At 67.4% G+C, this 17792-nt stretch carries 18 protein-coding genes and 1 pseudogene; 15 read left to right on the top strand and 4 right to left on the bottom strand.

Translation table 11 applies throughout. The features are described from left to right. Positions 1–305, bottom strand: a pseudogene (locus tag ACTJK0_RS06600) (hypothetical protein); the annotation flags it as partial. A 278-nt stretch (positions 306–583) separates the two neighbouring features. Between ACTJK0_RS06600 and ACTJK0_RS06605 the strand changes: the two are divergent. The 3 genes from ACTJK0_RS06605 to ACTJK0_RS06615 all read left to right on the top strand — a co-directional run bounded on the left by ACTJK0_RS06605 (position 584) and on the right by ACTJK0_RS06615 (position 2240). Continuing rightward, positions 584–784 carry a hypothetical protein gene (locus ACTJK0_RS06605; RefSeq protein ID WP_440744681.1) on the top strand — a complete coding sequence of 67 codons (201 nt, stop codon included), beginning with the start codon at positions 584–586 and terminating at the stop codon, positions 782–784. A gap of 69 nt (positions 785–853) precedes the next feature. Beyond that, a complete protein-coding gene (locus ACTJK0_RS06610; RefSeq protein ID WP_440744682.1) occupies positions 854–1960 on the top strand; it encodes a WD40/YVTN/BNR-like repeat-containing protein in 1107 nt (368 codons plus the stop codon). Further along, entirely contained in the window at positions 1920–2240 is a 321-nt protein-coding gene (locus ACTJK0_RS06615; protein WP_440744683.1) for a MoaD/ThiS family protein, read from the top strand. The genes ACTJK0_RS06610 and ACTJK0_RS06615 overlap by 41 nt, the downstream gene beginning before the upstream one ends. Before the next feature lie 75 nt (positions 2241–2315). Here ACTJK0_RS06615 and ACTJK0_RS06620 read toward each other — a convergent pair whose 3' ends face one another. Together ACTJK0_RS06620 and ACTJK0_RS06625 are read right to left on the bottom strand one after the other, a co-directional pair. Further along, on the bottom strand, positions 2316–2552 hold the full coding sequence (locus ACTJK0_RS06620; protein ID WP_110545548.1) for a hypothetical protein: 237 nt from the start codon (positions 2550–2552) through the stop codon (positions 2316–2318). A gap of 122 nt (positions 2553–2674) precedes the next feature. Then, on the bottom strand, positions 2675–3901 hold the full coding sequence (locus tag ACTJK0_RS06625; protein WP_440744684.1) for a pyridoxal phosphate-dependent aminotransferase: 1227 nt from the start codon (positions 3899–3901) through the stop codon (positions 2675–2677). 174 nt (positions 3902–4075) lie between these two features. Here ACTJK0_RS06625 and ACTJK0_RS06630 point away from each other — a divergent pair, with 174 nt between their 5' ends. Both ACTJK0_RS06630 and ACTJK0_RS06635 read left to right on the top strand, forming a co-directional pair. Then, positions 4076–4999 (top strand): AEC family transporter, encoded by a 924-nt coding sequence (locus ACTJK0_RS06630; protein WP_110545544.1) that lies wholly within the window; start codon positions 4076–4078, stop codon positions 4997–4999. 60 nt (positions 5000–5059) lie between these two features. Beyond that, a complete protein-coding gene (locus ACTJK0_RS06635; protein WP_110545542.1) occupies positions 5060–6148 on the top strand; it encodes an ATP-dependent DNA ligase in 1089 nt (362 codons plus the stop codon). 115 nt (positions 6149–6263) lie between these two features. Here the strand turns inward: ACTJK0_RS06635 and ACTJK0_RS06640 are convergent, their stop codons facing one another. Continuing rightward, on the bottom strand, positions 6264–7583 hold the full coding sequence (locus ACTJK0_RS06640; RefSeq protein ID WP_440744685.1) for an MFS transporter: 1320 nt from the start codon (positions 7581–7583) through the stop codon (positions 6264–6266). 234 nt (positions 7584–7817) lie between these two features. Here ACTJK0_RS06640 and ACTJK0_RS06645 point away from each other — a divergent pair, with 234 nt between their 5' ends. The 10 genes from ACTJK0_RS06645 to ACTJK0_RS06690 all read left to right on the top strand — a co-directional run bounded on the left by ACTJK0_RS06645 (position 7818) and on the right by ACTJK0_RS06690 (position 17792). After that, the gene (locus tag ACTJK0_RS06645; RefSeq protein WP_440744686.1) at positions 7818–8681 is read left to right on the top strand and encodes an IclR family transcriptional regulator; all 864 of its coding nucleotides are present in this window, start codon (positions 7818–7820) and stop codon (positions 8679–8681) included. A gap of 123 nt (positions 8682–8804) precedes the next feature. Further along, positions 8805–9686 (top strand): shikimate dehydrogenase, encoded by an 882-nt coding sequence (locus ACTJK0_RS06650; protein WP_440744687.1) that lies wholly within the window; start codon positions 8805–8807, stop codon positions 9684–9686. Further along, positions 9686–11557 (top strand): bifunctional sugar phosphate isomerase/epimerase/4-hydroxyphenylpyruvate dioxygenase family protein, encoded by a 1872-nt coding sequence (locus ACTJK0_RS06655; RefSeq protein WP_440744688.1) that lies wholly within the window; start codon positions 9686–9688, stop codon positions 11555–11557. Before ACTJK0_RS06650 ends, ACTJK0_RS06655 begins: the two co-directional genes overlap by 1 nt. 50 nt (positions 11558–11607) lie before the next feature. Then, on the top strand, positions 11608–12477 hold the full coding sequence (pcaH, locus tag ACTJK0_RS06660; RefSeq protein ID WP_440744689.1) for a protocatechuate 3,4-dioxygenase subunit beta: 870 nt from the start codon (positions 11608–11610) through the stop codon (positions 12475–12477). Positions 12478–12482: 5 nt separating this feature from the next. After that, positions 12483–13040 carry a protocatechuate 3,4-dioxygenase subunit alpha gene (gene pcaG / locus ACTJK0_RS06665; RefSeq protein WP_110545535.1) on the top strand — a complete coding sequence of 186 codons (558 nt, stop codon included), beginning with the start codon at positions 12483–12485 and terminating at the stop codon, positions 13038–13040. After that, positions 13037–14527, top strand: coding sequence for a lyase family protein (locus ACTJK0_RS06670; RefSeq protein WP_110545533.1), 1491 nt, complete (start codon positions 13037–13039; stop codon positions 14525–14527). The genes pcaG and ACTJK0_RS06670 overlap by 4 nt, the downstream gene beginning before the upstream one ends. Next, a complete protein-coding gene (locus ACTJK0_RS06675; protein WP_440744690.1) occupies positions 14520–15338 on the top strand; it encodes an alpha/beta fold hydrolase in 819 nt (272 codons plus the stop codon). Before ACTJK0_RS06670 ends, ACTJK0_RS06675 begins: the two co-directional genes overlap by 8 nt. Continuing rightward, a complete protein-coding gene (gene pcaC / locus ACTJK0_RS06680; RefSeq protein WP_110545529.1) occupies positions 15335–15808 on the top strand; it encodes a 4-carboxymuconolactone decarboxylase in 474 nt (157 codons plus the stop codon). Before ACTJK0_RS06675 ends, pcaC begins: the two co-directional genes overlap by 4 nt. 80 nt (positions 15809–15888) lie before the next feature. Then, complete coding sequence (locus tag ACTJK0_RS06685) at positions 15889–17103, top strand: thiolase family protein (protein ID WP_440744691.1); 1215 nt, start codon at positions 15889–15891, stop codon at positions 17101–17103. After that, positions 17103–17792, top strand: a complete 690-nt coding sequence (locus ACTJK0_RS06690; protein WP_440744692.1) for a 3-oxoacid CoA-transferase subunit A — start codon at positions 17103–17105, stop codon at positions 17790–17792. The genes ACTJK0_RS06685 and ACTJK0_RS06690 overlap by 1 nt, the downstream gene beginning before the upstream one ends.

Here is a 17792-nt window from a genome sequence, read left to right on the forward strand (position 1 = left end):
CCGCCGCCGTTGTTGGTGCCTCCGCCGCCGCCGTTGCCGCCGCCGTTGTTGGTGCCGCCGTTGCCGCCGCCGTTGTCGGTACCTCCGCCGTTGCCGCCGCCGTTGTTGGTGCCGCCGTTGCCGCCGCCGTTGCCGGTACCTCCGCCGTTGCCGCCGCCTGTGCCGTTGACATTGAGTTCGAGCGGTATCAGGGCGCCTCCATCCGAGTGGGCGAGCACCGCCTGGTCGGAAGCCGCGATGGCAGGCGCTGTAAGGCTGATAAGGCCGAGCCCTACCACCCCCATTGTTGCTAAGGTGCGTTTCATTTCTTCTCCCCATATGTGTGTGAAACGGACCATGGCGAGGAGAGGCCAGCGATGACGCCGTATGCCCCAGCAGCACGGTCAGCTTGCGTGAGATTTCAGGCTAGGGGGGCCTTCCGCGGCAGTCGCCAGTAGGAGGTACTCGTCTTTTTCCGGTGCGGCGGGCCCACGTTACTTGCCGGTACCCTAACCGCGCTCCAACACACCTGCTTCCCCTCCGGCACCTTGTCCACCCCCACAGGGCGGGCCTACCGTTTTAACTGACCCAAGGAGGGTGCATCATGGAAATCTTCATGTGGTGGCTGGACCTGGACCTCGATAGCAAGGAATGGCTGCGCGGGAACCTGCGCGCCGGGGAACTGCCGCTCCCGGTCCTCCAGGGCATCGCCGAAGCCGGCGGCCCACATCCCGGCAACCCGGCCGCCGTCCTCACCGACGCCGACTGGGACTTCATCGAGACGCAGTCTGAGTTCGTCGACTGACCCCAGGCCGCTTTCCGGGGGAAACCGCAGCAGTGGAAACCATTGCGGCCGGACCCCTGCGGTGGTTGCATGGAGCGCATGGCAACGGCGGCAAAACATCTCCTCGCAATCGGCACCAAGAAAGGCCTGTGGCTGGCCACGAGCCAGGACCGGCAGGAATGGTCCTTCACGGGCCCGCATTTCTTCATGGCGGAGATTCCCAGCATCGGTATCGACACCAGGGAAGGCCGCACCCGGATCCTGGTGGGTGTCCGCAGCCCGCACTGGGGGCCCACGGTGGCCCACTCGGATGACCTGGGGGAGACCTGGACGGAGCCGGAGCAGGGCGCCATCACGTTCCCGGAGGACACGGGTGCGGCCTTGGAACGTGTGTGGCAGATCTACCCGGATGCGGAGTCCCGTCCCGGGGTGGTGTGGGCGGGAGCCGAACCGATATCCGTGTGGAAGTCCACGGACGGAGGGGAGCACTTCGAGCTCAACCGCGGATTGTGGGACCACCCGCACCGCAGTGAATGGGGAGCGGGCTACGGCGGCGCGGCGGCGCATTCGATCGTGGTGGACCCCGCCGGGGAGACCGTGCACGTGGCCATGAGTACCGGTGGCGTCTACCGCTCGCTCGACGGCGGCACCTCCTGGGAAGCGCGCAACAAAGGCATCTCGGCCTACTTCATGCCGGACCCCAACCCGGAGTTTGGCCAGTGCGTGCACAAGATAGCTGCCGATTCCGCGGTGGCAGGGCGCCTGTACGCCCAGAACCACCACGGCGTCTACCGGACGGACGACAACGCAGAGAACTGGAAGTCCATCGCGGAGGGCCTGCCTGCCGACTTTGGGTTTGTGATGTTGACCCACCCCCGCAGGGAGGGCACGGCGTGGGTTGTCCCGCTGAAGGCCGACGGCGAACGGATCCCGCCCGACGGAAAGCTTGCCGTCCACCGCACGGACGACGCCGGCAACAGCTGGAAGCGGCTCAGTACCGGCCTTCCCGAGCGCGAATACAACAGCGTGCTCCGGGACGCGGCCTCGGTGGATACGGCGGAACCGGCCGGCGTCTACTTCGGCACGCGGGGCGGGACGGTGTATGCGAGTGCGGACGAAGGTGAGACGTTCACGGAGGTGGCTTCCCACCTGCCCGATGTCCTGTGCGTCAGGGCGGCCATGGTGGCCGGTGCCTGAGATTTCGATTCTGCTACCCAGCGTCCTGCAGCCCCTGGCCGGCGGGCAGTCCGTACTGACTGCGCCCGCCGACGGACCTGTTACGGTGGCAAGCCTGCTCGATGCCGTCGCCGCGGAGTATGCGGTGCTGGGCCGGCGGCTCCGGGATGAGACGGGTGCGCTGCGGAGGTTCGTCAACGTATATGTCGACGGCGACGAGGTGCGGCGGCTGCAGGGCCTGGACACCTGGGTGTCTCCGGGCCAGGAGGTTTTGGTGATCCAGTCCGTGGCCGGCGGCTAGCGGAGGGGCCAGATGCGGGGCGGCGGGCAGTCCTTACTGACTACGCCCGTGGTTCCCGCGTCCGGTTTCCAGCTTCTATGCAACGCGCCAGACGGTGCACTCGTCCGCATTGATCGCTTTCCGGACCCCCGTGATCCGGTCCAGGATCCACACCACTCCGATGCCGGGCGCCGTTTCCTGCACGCTGCCGCGGCGGATCACCACGTCGTCGTAGGACGGGCCCACGGAGAGGCGGGCTTCGATTTCGTCACCGCGGTGGAGCTGGTCCAGGGCGCGGACTCTGGTTACATGCGGGGTCGCTTTCTTCAACATCGGGGGCCTCCTGGCTGGAGCTGGTGCCGGCTCTTGCCTGCACTACCCAGTGTGGGCGGCAAATGTTGCGTACCGGTTTCCCCGCGGTTAGTTCGCGGTTAGTTCTAGGAGCCGTTGCCGTTTCAGGCGTCGCCGCCGCCGCGGTAGGCAGCCAGGAAGCTGGCGATCCTGTCCACCGCTTCCTCGATCTCCAGCACCGAAGGCAGGATCACGAAGCGGAAGTGGTCCGGCGTGGGCCAGTTGAACGCGGAGCCGTGCGAAATCAGGATTTTCTGGTCCCGGAGCAGGTCCAGGACGAACTGTTCGTCGCTGGTGATGGGGTAGACCTCAGGGTCCAGGCGCGGGAAGAGGTACATGGCGCCCGACGCCGGGACGCAGGTGACGCCGGGAATGGCGGTGAGGAGCCGGTGGGCGAGGTCCCGCTGCTCGCGGAGCCGGCCGCCCGGCTTCACCAGCGCCTCGATGCTCTGGTAGCCGCCCAGGCAGGTCTGGATGGCGTGCTGCGCGGGGACATTGGCGCACAGGCGCAGTGAGGCCAGCAGTTCCAGCGCTTCCCGGAAGCCTTCGGTGGCGGCCCGCGGACCGGTGATGGCCACCCATCCTGCGCGGTAGCCGGGCATCCGGTACGCCTTGGACAGGCCGCTGAAGGTAAGGCAGCACAGGTCTTCAGCCACGGCAGCGGTGTGGATGTGCCGGGCTTCGCCGTACAGCACCTTTTCATAGATTTCGTCAGAGAACAGGACCAGGTTGTGCTTGCGGGCCAGGTCGGCGAACTGCTCCAGGATGTGGCGGGGGTACACCGCGCCCGTGGGATTGTTCGGGTTGATGATCACGATGCCCTTGGTGCGGCTGGTGATCTTCGCCTCGACGTCCGCCATGTCCGGCCACCAGTTCTCCGCTTCGTCGCAGAGGTAGTGCACGGGCTTGCCGCCTGTCAGGGTCACCGCGGCGGTCCAGAGGGGGTAGTCCGGTGCGGGGACCAGGATCTGGTCGCCGTTTTCCATGAACGCCTGCAGGCACATGGAGATGAGTTCGCTGACGCCGTTGCCGATCACGATGTCCTCGACCCCGATGTTCATCAGTCCGCGGGTCTGGTAGTACTGCGAGATGGCGGTCCGGGCCGTGAAAATGCCCTTTGAATCGCTGTAGCCCTGCGCCCCGCGGAGGTGGTGGATCATGTCCACCACCACGGACTCCGGCGCCTCCAGCCCGAACGGTGCGGTGTCCCCGAGGTTCATCTTGAGGATGCGGTGCCCTTCGGCTTCCATGTTCTTGGCGGCCTGGAGGATGGGTCCGCGGAGTTCGTAGCGGACGTCCCGGAGTTTGCTGGAGTGCTGCATGGCGTGCATGGTTGATCTTTTCACAAACGCACGACGTCGGCGCATGGTTCGCGGGGCATTGTCCAGTTTGTCCAACACGTCAGCTTTGTCCGGCCAGGGCCAGCTTGTCCGATAAGTTTGAGGCTTGTAGTACTTGGCTCTGCGGCGGTGCAGGGTGCAGCGGAAGGGAAGGACGTACCCCGCGTGGGAGGTGTGCTGGTCGGACTGGCGGTGATCGGCGTCGTCATTGCCGTCGGATACATTGCTGCGCGCTGCGGACTGGGGGACGAACCCACCATCTCGGCATTGACCCGGACCGCCTTCTTCATCACCAACCCGGTGCTCCTCTTCACCGTAGTACTCAAGTCGGATCTGTCCGTGGTGTTCTCCGCCTATGTTCCACTGGCCATTATTACCGCCGCGGTCACGGCGCTGCTGTACGTGGCCGCCAGCCGCATCTGGTTCCGGAGGCCGATGGCGGAAACCGCCGTCGGCGCCATGGCCGGTTCGTACGTCAACGCCAACAACATCGGCATCCCCATCACGCTGTACGCCCTGGGGGACGCCACCCCCGTGGCCCCCGTCCTGCTGGTGCAGCTGCTCCTGTTCGCCCCGCTGGTCCTGACCCTGCTGGACCTCTCCCAGGCCGGCCGGTTTTCACCCCGGCTGATGCTGACCCAGCCGTTCCGCAACCCGATGATCATCGCCTCGCTGCTGGGCGTGGTCCTGGCCGCGCTTCACGTGCAGCTGCCTGGACCGGTGATGGCACCGCTGACGCTCCTGGGCGGCGCCGCCGTGCCGGTGGTGCTGCTGGCGTTCGGTATGTCGCTGCACGGAACCCGGATGCTCCGGAGCGGCGGCCACACGGCGGAAATTCTTACGGCCACGGCGTTGAAGTCCGCCGTGATGCCCGCGGTGGCGTTCGCCGTCGGACGCTTCCTCTTCAACCTGGACCACCGCATGCTCCTGGGCGTGGTGCTCATGGCGGCGCTTCCGTCCGCCCAGAACGTGTTCCTGTTCGCCAGCAAGTACGGGCGCGGGGTGGCCGTGGCGCGCGAAACGATCCTGCTCTCAACGGCCGCCGCTGCCCCGGTCCTGGTCCTGATTGTCTGGCTCCTGGCCGCCTGACAAGGCCCGGCATCCGCGCCGCCCTACCCTCCGGGGCGTCCGCCGGGCAAGAATGGGCACATGGAACTTCCCGTGATGCCGCCCGTCCCGCCCATGCTCGCCAAGGCCGTCAGCGGCATTGACGGCGTTCCGGGAAGCGGTGGCCTCAGCTACGAACCCAAGTGGGACGGCTTCCGGTCCATCATTTTCCGTGACGGTGATGACCTGGAGATCGGCAGCCGCAACGAAAAACCCATGACCCGCTACTTTCCGGAACTGGTGGCCGCGCTCAAGGAGAACCTGCCCCCGCGCTGCGTTGTGGACGGGGAGATCATCCTGATAGGCGCCTCCGGGGACCGGCTCGACTTCGATGCCCTGCAGCAGCGCATCCATCCGGCGGCCAGCCGGGTGAAGCTCCTCGCCGAGCAGACCCCGGCATCCTTCGTCGCCTTCGACCTGCTGGCCCTGGGCGACGACGACTACACCGGAAGGCCTTTTTCGGAGCGGCGGGCTGCGCTGGAGAAGGCGCTCGCAGCCAGCAAGTCTCCGGTGCACCTGACGGCCGCCACCACGGACAAGGACACCGCAGGGCAGTGGTTCGAGCAGTTCGAGGGGGCCGGGCTGGACGGCATCGTGGCCAAGCGGCTGGACGGCCGGTACGAGCCGGACAAGCGGGTGATGTTCAAGGTCAAGCACGAGCGGACCGCCGATTGCGTCGTGGCCGGCTACCGGCTGCACAAGAGCGGACCGGATGCCATCGGCTCGCTTCTGCTGGGCCTCTACAAGGACGACGGCGGCCTGGCCAGCGTAGGCGTGATTGGCGCCTTCCCCATGAAGCGGCGGCAGGAACTGTTTGAACAGCTCCAGCCGCTGGTGACGGACTTCGACAACCACCCCTGGGCCTGGGCCAAGCAGGAAGAAGGGGAGAGGACGCCGCGGAACGCCGAAGGCAGCCGGTGGAGCGCCGGCAAGGACCTCTCCTTCGTGCCGCTGCGCCCCGAACTGGTGGTGGAGGTCCGCTACGACCACATGGAAGGTGAGCGGTTCCGCCACACCGCGCAGTTCAACCGCTGGCGGCCGGACCGGGAGCCGGAATCCTGCACGTACGCGCAGCTGGAGGAGCCGGTGAACTTCGATCTCGCCTCGGTGCTGGAGACCGGCCGGGGGTAGCGGCAGGCTCTCGGTTGTCACAGACTGGCCCAGTTTTAAAGGGGGAGAGCCCGCCATTTGGGGGAATGGCGGGCTCTCCGGCCTGAATACCGGGCTGGTGTGAACGCTCCGGTGCCTACTTCACGCCCAGCAGCTTGGTGGGGGTCCGGAAGGTCTCCTTGGCGGTCAGGGCCGAAATGGCGGCAATGGCGCAGATGACGGCGGTGAAGATGCTGATCTGGACCCAGCCGCCGGCCTGGACGCCTCCCATGGCCGCCACGATGGCCGGCGCGAACCCTGCCATCAGGAACCCGAGCTGGGTTCCGATGGCCAGGCCGGAGAAGCGAACCTTGGTGCTGAACATCTCCGCGTAGAAGGAGGGCCAGACCGCGTTGGACGCCGCGTAGCCGAAGGAGAAGAAACCAATGGCTGCAACGAACATCAGCGGGATGCTGTGGGATTCGAGGCTGAGCAGGAACAGCGGAGTGAGGATCGCGCTGGCCACCGCCCCATAGACGAAGACCGGTTTGCGGCCGATCCTGTCAGCGAGCTTGCCGAACAGCGGCTGGGTGCCGAGGGCCACCAGGTTCGCACCAACGACGAGCCACAGGGTGGTGGTGCCGTCAACGCCGGCCACGGTCTTGGCGTAGCTGATGGCCAGCGTGCCGAACACGGTGGAGACGGCAGCGATGAAGGCGCAGCAGATCACGCGGAGGACGTCGCGCCAGTGGCCCTTGAGCAGGTCAGCGACCGGCAGTTTGGCGATCTGGGCGCTCTTCTGGGCTTCCTCGAACGCGGGCGGCTCGTGCAGGGTGCGGCGGATCAGGAAGGCAACAACCACGACGGCGGCGCTGAGCCAGAACGGGATGCGCCAGCCGATGCCGTACTTGATCTCATCCGGCAGGGCAAGGACGGGGATGAAGACGAGTGCTGCGAGGATCTGGCCGCCCTGGGTGCCGGTGAGGGTCCAGGAGGTGAAGAAGGAGCGGCGGTTGTCCGGTGCATGCTCCAGGGTCATCGAGGAAGCGCCGGCCTGCTCACCCGCAGCCGAGAGGCCCTGGCACAGGCGGGCCAGCACCAGCAGCGCCGGGGCCCACCAGCCCACGGTGCGGAAGTCAGGCAGGCAGCCGATGACGAACGTGGACGCACCCATGAGCAGCAGGGTGAACATCAGGACCTTGCGGCGGCCCACTCGGTCACCGAAGTGGCCCAGGATGATCGCGCCGATGGGGCGGGCCACGTACGCGAACCCGAAGGTCGCGAACGACATGATGGCAGCGTTGGCGTCGGCGTCCGGGAAGAAGACCTTCGGGAAGATCAGCGCCGCGGCGGAGCCGAAGATGAAGAAGTCGTAGTACTCGACGGCGCTGCCCAGGAAGCTGGCGAGGGCCGCCTTTTTCGGCGTCCCGGCGGGGGTGAGGGCACCCGCCTCTGCGGACGGAAGTGTCTGGCTCATGGTGTTCCTTTGGTGTGACGACATTGTCGCGGATGGATCTGGGGCGTCGCAGCCGCCGCTGCCTTGATGCGGGCGGGGCGCGGTGCGGCTGGAGTCCGGAAGAAGACCCGGCGTGAGTAGCCACATGGTGGGAGCTACTTGTGCGATACAGAAACTATGACTGTGAGGGCAGTCACCTGTCAAGAAAATAATCACGATCTAGAAATAGCTCTCACATTGTGGCAACATCGAGATATGAGTGTGAACCAAACCACAGCGGCCGCTGACGAATCCGCTGTTGCCGCGGGCGCAGAGCCAGTCAATGCCATGCCGCCCGAACCCAAAGCTGCCACCAAGCCTGCAGACCGTACCGACATGGTGGGCAAGGCCCTTGGCCTGCTTGTCCTGCTGGGCGACGAACCCCGGGGCGCCAGTGCCGCGGAAATTTCCCGCCGCGCGGAACTTCCGTTCAGCACCACCTACCGCCTGCTCGGCTCCCTGACCCGCGACGGCTTTGTCGACTACGAGCCGGACGGCCGCCGCTACCACCTTGGCCTGCGCATCTTCCAGTTGGGACAGCGCGTTTCCAACCATCATGGTTTCGCGGGGACGGCCATGCCGATCCTCCGCCGTGTCACCGAGCAGACCGGCGAGGCCACCATCCTCAGCGTCCGCGACGGCCTGCACCACTTGACCGTCAGCAAGGTGGATGGACCGCAGACCTTCCGCGTGACCAGCGATCCCGGCCACTTGGGCTCGCTCTCCACGACCGCCGTAGGCAAAGCCCTGGTGGCGTTCGCCGAGGAGGGTGAGCGGGAGCGCCTGCTTGCGGAACTTCCGCTTGAGCACCTCACCCCACGCTCCATCACGGACCGGGACGCATTCCGTGCAGAGATCGAGGACGTGCGGCGCCGCGGCTACGCCGTCATGGATGAGGAGAATGAAGCCGGTATGCGCGCCGTGGCAGTGCCGCTGCTCAACGGCCAGGGCCACGCCTTCGCCTCCCTGGCCACCGCAGTCCCCGTCTTCCGCCTCAGCCTTGAGGAGCTGGAGGCCCACGTCCCCGTCCTGGAGGAGGCTGCGGCAGAGCTTGCCGCCCGCCTCCCCCAACGGGCCTGACGGTCGAATGCGTTCGTATCTCGAACACTAGTGCGGCCAGTGAACAATTGCTGTACTGTAATCCCTATCACCGGTGTGCCTCTTCGTGGATGCCCCGGTGCCGTTATCAAAGGAGCTGCACGGATGAGTATTCGAACTGAGTCCTACCTTGTGGGACTGGTTGGAGACGGCGTTACGCCGTCGCTCACCCCGCCCATGCACGAACGGGAAGGTGACGTGCAGGGCCTGCGCTACCTGTACCGGCCCATCGACCTGCTGGAACTGGGGCTGACCGGGGAATCGGTGGGCGCCATCCTGCACAGCGCCCGGACCCTGGGCTTCAACGGCTTGAACATCACCCACCCGTGCAAGCAGCTGGTCCTTGAGCATCTGGACGAAGTCTCCCCCGATGCCCGCCGCCTGGGCGCCGTCAACACCGTGGTCATCCGCCACGGCCGCTTCATCGGCCACAACACCGACTTTTCCGGCTTCGCTGCCGCACTGGCCTCAGGCCTGCCCGGGGCAAAGCTGGACCACGTGGTCCAGCTTGGCGCCGGCGGTGCCGGCTCCGCCGTCGCCTACGCCCTGCTGACCGCCGGCGTGCGGACGCTGCACCTGGTGGATGTGGACCCGGGCCGCGCCGCGGAACGCGCCGCCGAACTGCAGGGCTTCTTTCCCAACAGCACGGTAACGGCAGGCGCGACGACGGAGCTGCCGCAGCTGATGCGCCAGGCAGACGGCCTGGTGCACTGCACGCCGGTGGGCATGGCTGCCCACCCCGGCGTGCCGCTGGACCTGGACCTGCTGGACGCGCGCCACTGGGTGGCCGACATCGTCTACCGGCCAATCGAGACCGAGTTGGTCCGCGGCGCCCGCGCCAAGGGCTGCGAGGTCCTGGACGGCGGCCGGATGGCAGTTGGCCAGGCCGCCGACGCGTTTCGGATCTTCACCGGGTTGGATGCCAACCCGGACCGCATGCGGGCCCATTTCCTGGAACTCGTGGCCGCCGAGGAGGTGGCGGCCTGATGCGCACCGGAATCGCCACCGTATGCCTGTCGGGCACCCTGAAGGAGAAGATGCAGGCCTGCGCGATCGCGGGCTTCGACGGCATCGAAATCTTTGAGCAGGACCTGGTCACCTCACCGCTCAGCCCTGGGCAGGTGCGGACCATGGCCGCCGACCTGGGCCTGGGCCTGGACCTCTACCAGCCCTTCCGCGACTTCGACAGCGTCACCCCGGACCTGCTCAAGGCCAACCTCCGCAGGGCGGAGGCCAAGTTCAAGCTCATGGCACGCCTGGGCATGGACACCATCCTGGTCTGCTCCAACGTTGCCACCGCCACCATCGACGACGACGGCCTCCGTGCCGAACAGCTGGCGCAGCTGGCCAACCTGGCCGGCGACCACGGCGTGAAAGTGGCCTACGAAGCGCTGGCCTGGGGCAAATACGTCAACGACTACGAGCATGCCTACCGGCTGGTGGAGATGGTGGACCACCCAAACCTGGGCACCTGCCTGGACTCCTTCCACATCCTCTCCCGGGACTGGGACACCTCCCACATCGAGGCCTTCAACCCGGAAAAGATCTTCTTCGTCCAGGTGGCGGACGCCCCCAAGCTCTCCATGGACGTCCTCTCCTGGAGCCGCCATTACCGCGTGTTCCCCGGCGAGGGCCAGTTCGAACTCGCCAAATTCATGGGCCACGTGGTCCGCGCCGGCTACACCGGGCCGGTCTCGCTTGAGGTCTTCAATGACGTCTTCCGGCAGTCCGACGTCGAGCGGACCGCCGTCGACGCCATGCGCTCCCTGATCTGGCTGGAAGAGCAGAGCGCCAAGTGGCTGGCTGACGCCGAAGGTGCCGCCGGCGCCGGAGCCGCCATCCGCCGTCGTTATCCCATGGAACTGGCCACCCTGCCCAAGGTGAACGAGCCTGCCGGCTTCAACTTCGCCGAGGTGAAGGCGGACGACACCGCGCAGCTGGAGAAGCTCCTGGGCCAGCTGGGCTTCGGGTTCCAGGGCCGGCACCGCACCAAGGATGTCCAGCTGTGGACGATGGGCCAGGCGCGGGTGATCATCAACGAACAGGCCGCACGCCACATGGAGCCGGCCATTGCCGCGTTGGGGTTCGACGTCGATTCCCCCGTGATTGCCTCCGCGCGGGCCCAGCAGCTCAAGGCGCCCGTGGTGGCCCGCAAAGTCCAGGCGGACGAGGAAGTCTTCCAAGGTATCTCCGCCCCGGACTCCACCGAAATCTTCCTGTGCCAGGGCAGCCCCGACGGCACCGCCGCATGGACGCAGGAGTTCGGGGAAGGGCTGGAACACCCTTCCACCGAAGCCACCGCCGTGATCGACCACGTCAACCTCGCCCAGCCGTGGCAGCACTTCGACGAAGCCGTCCTCTTCTACACCAGCGCCCTGGCCCTGGAACCACAGCCCTTCGCGGAGGTGCCCAGCCCCAGCGGCCTGGTCCGCTCGCAGGTCATGCAGACCTCCGACGCGGCGGTCCGGCTCGTCCTCAACCTGGCGCCCATCCAGCAGGCAACGAACGAGGCACGCAAGACCTACCAGGAGCACATCGCTTTCGCCGTGGAGGACTTGGTGGCCACCGCCCGGGCCGCCCGGGACCGTGGCCTGGAATTCCTGCAGATCCCGGCCAACTACTACGAGGACCTGGACGCCCGGTTCGACCTGGAACCCGGGTTCCTGGCCACCCTGCAGGAATTCAACCTGCTCTTCGACCGCGACGCCGACGGGGAGTTCCTGCACTTCTACACGGCCACCGTGGGCAGCGTGTTCTTCGAAATGGTGGAGCGCCGCGGCAACTACGACGGCTACGGCGCCCCCAACGCGCCGGTGCGGCACGCCGTGCAGTACGACTCACTGCACCGGACCCCGTAGACCAGCAAGGCATGACGCAAGACAACCAACAAATCAGAAAGGAGCCAGCCGTGCCGGAAGACATCACAGCAGAGCTGGAGTCGGAGGAACTCGTGCCCCCGGCCGAACCGAAGGCTGCCCACCAACTGGACAAGGCCGTCGAGTCGCAGGCGGATCTCAGTGCAGAGATCACCGCCATCGGCGAGGCTTACCGGCGCGCCCTCAAGGACGGCGGCCAGCCGGAGATCCAGCCGCGCCTGGACTACCCTCCGTACCGCAGCAGCATCCTGCGTCACCCCACCAAGAGCCTGCAGCACGCGGACCCCGAGACCATCGAGCTTTACTCGCCGGCCTTCGGGCACCAGGACGTGCACGCCCTGGAATCGGACCTGACCATCCAGCACAACGGCGAACCGCTGGGCGAACGGATCATCGTCTCCGGCAAGGTCCTGGACGGCGACGGCCGCCCGGTGGCGGGCCAGCTCGTGGAGATCTGGCAGGCCAACTCCTCCGGCCGCTACATCCACAAGCGTGACCAGCACCCGGCCCCGATCGACCCCAACTTCACCGGCATCGGCCGCTGCATCACCGGCCCGGACGGCTCCTACCGCTTCATCACCATCAAGCCCGGCGCCTATCCGTGGAAGAACCACCTGAACGCGTGGCGCCCCGCGCACATCCACTTCTCGCTGTTCGGCACCGAGTTCACGCAGCGCATCATCACGCAGATGTACTTCCCCGGTGACCAGCTCTTCCCGCTGGACCCGATCTACCAGACCATCGTGGACCAGGACGCCCGCGACCGGCTGGTGGCCACCTACGACCACAGCCTCACCGAGCCCGAGTGGGCGCTGGGCTACAACTGGGACATTGTCCTGACCGGGCCCAAGCGGACCTGGACCGAAAACGAGGCGCTGGGCGCAGAAGGTGATGAGGAGTGAGAACAATGGCCACCAAACTTGTTCCCACCCCCGGCCAGACCGTCGGCCCGTTCTACGGTTACGCACTCCCGTTCGAAAAGGACAACGAGCTGCTGCCGCCCGGCTTCCCCGGGTCCATCCGCCTGCAGGGCACCGTCTACGACGGCGCCGGCCACACCATCCCGGACGCCATCCTGGAAATCTGGCAGCCCGACGCCGAGGGCAAGGTTGTCCAGCGCACCGGCTCCCTGGTCCGCGACGGCTACACCTTTACCGGCTGGGGCCGCGGTGCCGTCGGCAACACCGGCGTCTACACCTTCACCACCGTCAACCCCGGGCCCACCAAGCCGGGCGCGGCGCCGTTCATCTCCGTGGCGCTCTTCGCCCGCGGCCTCACCAACCGCCTGTTCACCCGCATCTACCTGCCGGAGGACACCGAGGCACTGGCCAACGATCCGCTGCTCAGTTCGTTGGACCCGGAGCGCCGCAAGACGCTGATCGCCCGCCGCGACGCCGACGGCGGCCTCACCTTTGACATCCGCCTGCAGGGTGAGGGCGAGACGGTCTTCCTGGACTTCCAGTGACGGACGCCGCCTTGGGAGATCTGCGCGCCTTCGCGGAAGAGGCCGACGCCGGCCTGCTCAGTCCCGTCTCCGCGTCACCGCTGGTGGCGGCGCTGACGGGGGACCGGGCAGTGCTGGCCGCCATCCTCGCCGTCGAATCCGGCTGGGCTGCCGTGCTGGAACGGGCAGGTTTGGCACCTGCCGGTTCCGCCGCCGTCGTCGCATCCGCGGCCGACGCTGGGCGCTACGACCTGGCCGACATCGCGCTCCGCGCCCAGGGCGGCGGCAACCCGGTGATTCCGCTGCTGGCGGGCCTCCGGAAGAATGTGGCAGCGCTGGACACTGCCGGGGTGGGCGCTGCGAAGGCCGTCCACACCTCGCTGACCAGCCAGGACGTGCTGGACACGGCCCTGATGCTGCTGGCCCGGAACACCGTTCACGCCGTGCTGGCGGACCTGAAAGGCACCACGACGGCGCTCGCCCACCTGGCGGGGCAGCATGCGGACACGTTGTGCGTGGGCAGGAGCCTGACGCAGCATTCGCTCCCCTACACCTTTGGGCTGCGGGTTTCGCAGTGGTTCCAGGGGCTGGCCGCCGCTGGCCGGCAACTGGAGGGCCTGGAGTTTCCCGTGCAGTTCGGTGGTGCGGCGGGAACGCTTGCGGCGGGGACGGTCCTGACCGGGGGTTCGCAGGCGACGCCGTTCACCCTCGCCGATGCGCTGGCGGCCCAGTTGGGCCTGGCCCCGGCGGCCGCTCCCTGGCACACCAGCCGCCTGGCCATCACATCCCTGGGGCATGCGCTGGCATCCGTGCTGGACGCCTTCGGCAAGATCGCCGCGGACGTCCTGTTCCTGAGCCGGCCCGAGGTCGCGGAACTGGCTGAGCCAAAAGCCGCCGGTCGCGGCGTGTCCTCCGCCATGCCACAGAAGCAGAACCCCGTGCTGTCCGTCCTGGTCCGCAGCGCCGCGCTGCAGGCCCCCAACCTGGCCGCCCAGCTGCACCTGGCTGCCGCCAACTTCAACGACGAACGCCCCGACGGGGCCTGGCACCTCGAGTGGCCGGCCCTGCGCCAGCTGCTGGCCCTGGCCCTCGGGGCCGCGGGCCACATCCGCGAACTTGCCGGGGGGTTGCGGGTTTTCCCGGACGCGATGCGCCGAAACCTGGACCTGGCGGGCCCGCTGCTGCTGGCCGAGGGCGTTAACGTGGCCGTGGCACCCCTGCTGGCGGAGAAGGACGGCCGCTCCGGCAAGCAGCAGCTGCAGGACGTGGTGGACCAGACCTTGCAGGCGCCCCCTCCGGAACAGGCCGCTACCTACCGCAAGCTGCTCCGCGAAGCTGTTCCGGCCGCCGTCGTTCCTGACGGGCGGCTGGTGGAGCTCCTGGATCCTGCCAGCTACCTTGGCCAGGCGGCGGAGATATCCCGGCGCATCCTGGCCGCCTTTCCCGACTTCGTTTCCCCCACTCGCGAACCGAACCCCTCTGATCCGAACGGAGCTTCCCGTGGCTAAACCGGCCTTGAAGGCAGCGCTGCTGTCGCCCCAGCGGCCCCTGGGCGACCATCCCCTGCTGGTGGCGGGCCCGTCCCTGGGCACCTCATCCATCCTGTGGAACCGCGTCGCCACCCTGCTCGGCAAGGACTTTGACGTGGTGGCCTGGGACCTGCCCGGCCACGGCGTCTCGCCCGCCGCCACCGAACCCTTCGATGTCGCGGCCCTCGCGGACGCCGTCGTCGAACTTGTTGACTCCATCGCGCCCGGCGAGGCCTTCCATTACGCCGGCGTTTCGCTGGGCGGGGCGGTCGGCCTGCAGCTCGCCATCACGTTCGGCGAACGGCTCAGGAGCCTCTCCGTGCAGAACAGCGGTGCCAAGATCGGAACTCCCGAAGCCTGGCTGGAGCGCGCCGAAACAGTCCGCACCCAGGGCACCCCGGTGATGATCCAGGGCTCCGCCCAGCGCTGGTTCGCCCCCGGCTTCATGGACCGCGAACCCGAGTTCAGCAGCCGCCTCCTGCACTCCCTGCGTGATGCCGACCGCTTCAGCTATGCCTACTGCTGTGAGGCGCTGGCAGGCTTCGATGTGCGGAGCCAGCTTGGCAGCATCACCGTCCCCACCCAGATCATTGCAGGCGCACTGGACGGCGTGGCCACGCCGGACATGGCCGCGGAGGTGGCCGCCGGCATCACCGCCGGGGGTGGCACTGCGACGGCCGTGACCGTGGAGGGGATCTCCCACCTGGCCCCCGCGGAGGCGCCCGCCCACACCGCGGACCTGATGCGCAGCCTGATGGCCTGGGCCGAATCGCGGGAGGCCGCCAAGTGAGCGGGAACGGCAGGCACGGCGTGGTCCAGCCCGGCGCCACCAGCCAGGAAATCTACGACGGCGGCATGGCGGTCCGGCGCGAGGTGCTGGGCGACGCGCACGTGGACCGGGCCAACGCCAACAAAGATGAATTCACCGACGACTTCCAGGACATGATCACCCGCATCGCATGGGGTGGCATCTGGACCCGGCCCGGACTTTCCCGCCAGATGCGCTCCGCCGTGACCATCACGGCCATGGTGGCGCACGGGCACTGGGAAGAACTCGCCATGCACATCCGCGCTGCCGTCACCAACGGGCTCAGCCGGGACGAGATCAAGGAAATCCTGCTGCAGACCGCCATCTACTGCGGGGTACCCTCCGCCAACACCGCCTTCAAGACCGCCCAGCAGGTCTTTCGAGAAATGGACACCACCCACGAAGACCCAGCGGGCACCAACCCCACCCCCAACCCCACCCCTCCCAACTAGCTCGCAGTTAATGTCGTTTTGAGGCTCCAAAACGACATTAACTGCCAGTCAGTTGGGTCTCCAGAGAACCAAGAGGAACCATGAACCATGCTTTCGTGTACGACGCCGTACGCACCCCCTTCGGCAAGTTCGGCTCCGGCCTCGCCGCAGTCCGCCCGGATGACCTTGCCGCGCACGTGATCAAGGAGTCGGTTAAGCGGGCACCGGGACTCGATGTCGAGCGGATTGATGAGGTGGTGTTCGGCAACGCCAATGGCGCCGGTGAGGAGAACCGCAACATCGCCCGGATGGGCACCCTGCTGGCCGGGCTCCCGGTCTCCATCCCGGGCACTACGGTGAACCGGCTCTGCGGTTCCTCCCTGGATGCGGTGATCATTGCTTCGCGCCAGATCAACGCCGGCGACGCCGACCTGATGCTCGTCGGTGGCGCCGAGTCAATGTCCCGCGCCCCGTGGGTGCTGCCCAAGACGGAGAAGCCGTACCCGGCCGGGGACATGACGCTGGCGTCCACCACGCTGGGCTGGCGCCTGGTGAACAAGTCCATGCCCAAGGAGTGGACCATCTCCCTGGGCGAGGCCACCGAGCGGCTCCGCGAGAAGTACGACGTGACCCGCGAGGCGCAGGACGAGTTCGCCGCCGCCTCCCACAACCTTTCTGCCGCCGCCTGGGATGAGGGCTTTTACGACAACCTCGTCGCCCCGGTGCCGGGTACGGACCTGGTGCGGGACGAGGGCATCCGGGAGGGTTCTTCGGCGGAGAAGCTCGCCGGGCTCAAGACCGTGTTCCGGGTAGAGAACGGTACGGTCACCGCGGGCAACGCGTCACCATTGTCCGACGGCGCCTCCGCGGCGTGGGTGGGCTCCGAGGCTGCCGCGGGGCTGCTGGGGCTGGACCCGCTGGCCCGGATTGCCGGCCGCGGCGCGCACGCGAATGATCCGCAGTATTTCGGCTACGCCCCCGTGGAGGCGGCGAACAAGGCCCTCGCGAAGGCGGGCATCGGCTGGGACCAGGTGGGCGCCGTCGAACTTAACGAGGCGTTCGCCGCGCAGTCCCTGGCGTGCATCAACGCCTGGGGCATCGATCCGGCCATCGTGAACCGGCACGGCGGGGCGATTGCCATGGGGCACCCGCTCGGTGCTTCCGGGACCCGCATCCTGGGCACCCTGGCCCGGTCCCTGCAGGCCTCCGGTGAGCGCTGGGGTGTCGCTGCCATCTGCATCGGCGTGGGCCAGGGCCTGGCCGTCGTGCTCGAAAACATGACCACCGCCGGAACCAACACTGGAAAGGACCAGTAATGCTGAACTTCGTAGATTCGGTTCAGGATGCCGTGGCCGGCATCAAGGACGGCTCCACCGTGATGATCGGCGGGTTCGGCAACGCCGGCCAGCCGTTCGAACTGATCGACGCGCTGCTCGAGTGCGGCGCCACGGACCTGACCGTGGTGAACAACAACGCCGGCCAGGGCGACCAGGGCCTGGCCCTGCTGATCAAGGAGGGCCGGGTGAAGAAGATGATCTGCTCCTTCCCGCGGCAGTCCGACTCCTGGCACTTCGACGCCAAGTACAAGGCCGGGCAGATCGAACTCGAGCTCGTCCCGCAGGGGAACCTGGCCGAGCGGATCCGCGCCGCCGGGGCCGGGATCGGCGGGTTCTTCACCCCCACCGGCTACGGCACCATGCTCGCCGAAGGCAAGGAAACCCGGTTCCTGGACGGCAAATGGCAGGTCTTCGAAACCCCCATCCACGCCGACGTCGCCCTCATCAAGGCCCTCAAAGCGGACGGCAAGGGCAACCTGGTCTACCGCAAGACCGCCCGGAACTTCGGCCCTATCATGGCCGCGGCAGCGAGACACACCATTGTCCAGGTCTCCGACATCGTCCCCACCGGCGGACTGGACCCGGAGAACATCGTGACCCCGGGGATCTACGTCAACAGCATCGTCAAGGTTGCCGGCAGCGGCAATCCGGCAGAAAAGGCGGCTTGA

Source organism: Paenarthrobacter sp. 22069 (assembly GCF_052046035.1).
Taxonomy (GTDB): domain Bacteria; phylum Actinomycetota; class Actinomycetes; order Actinomycetales; family Micrococcaceae; genus Arthrobacter.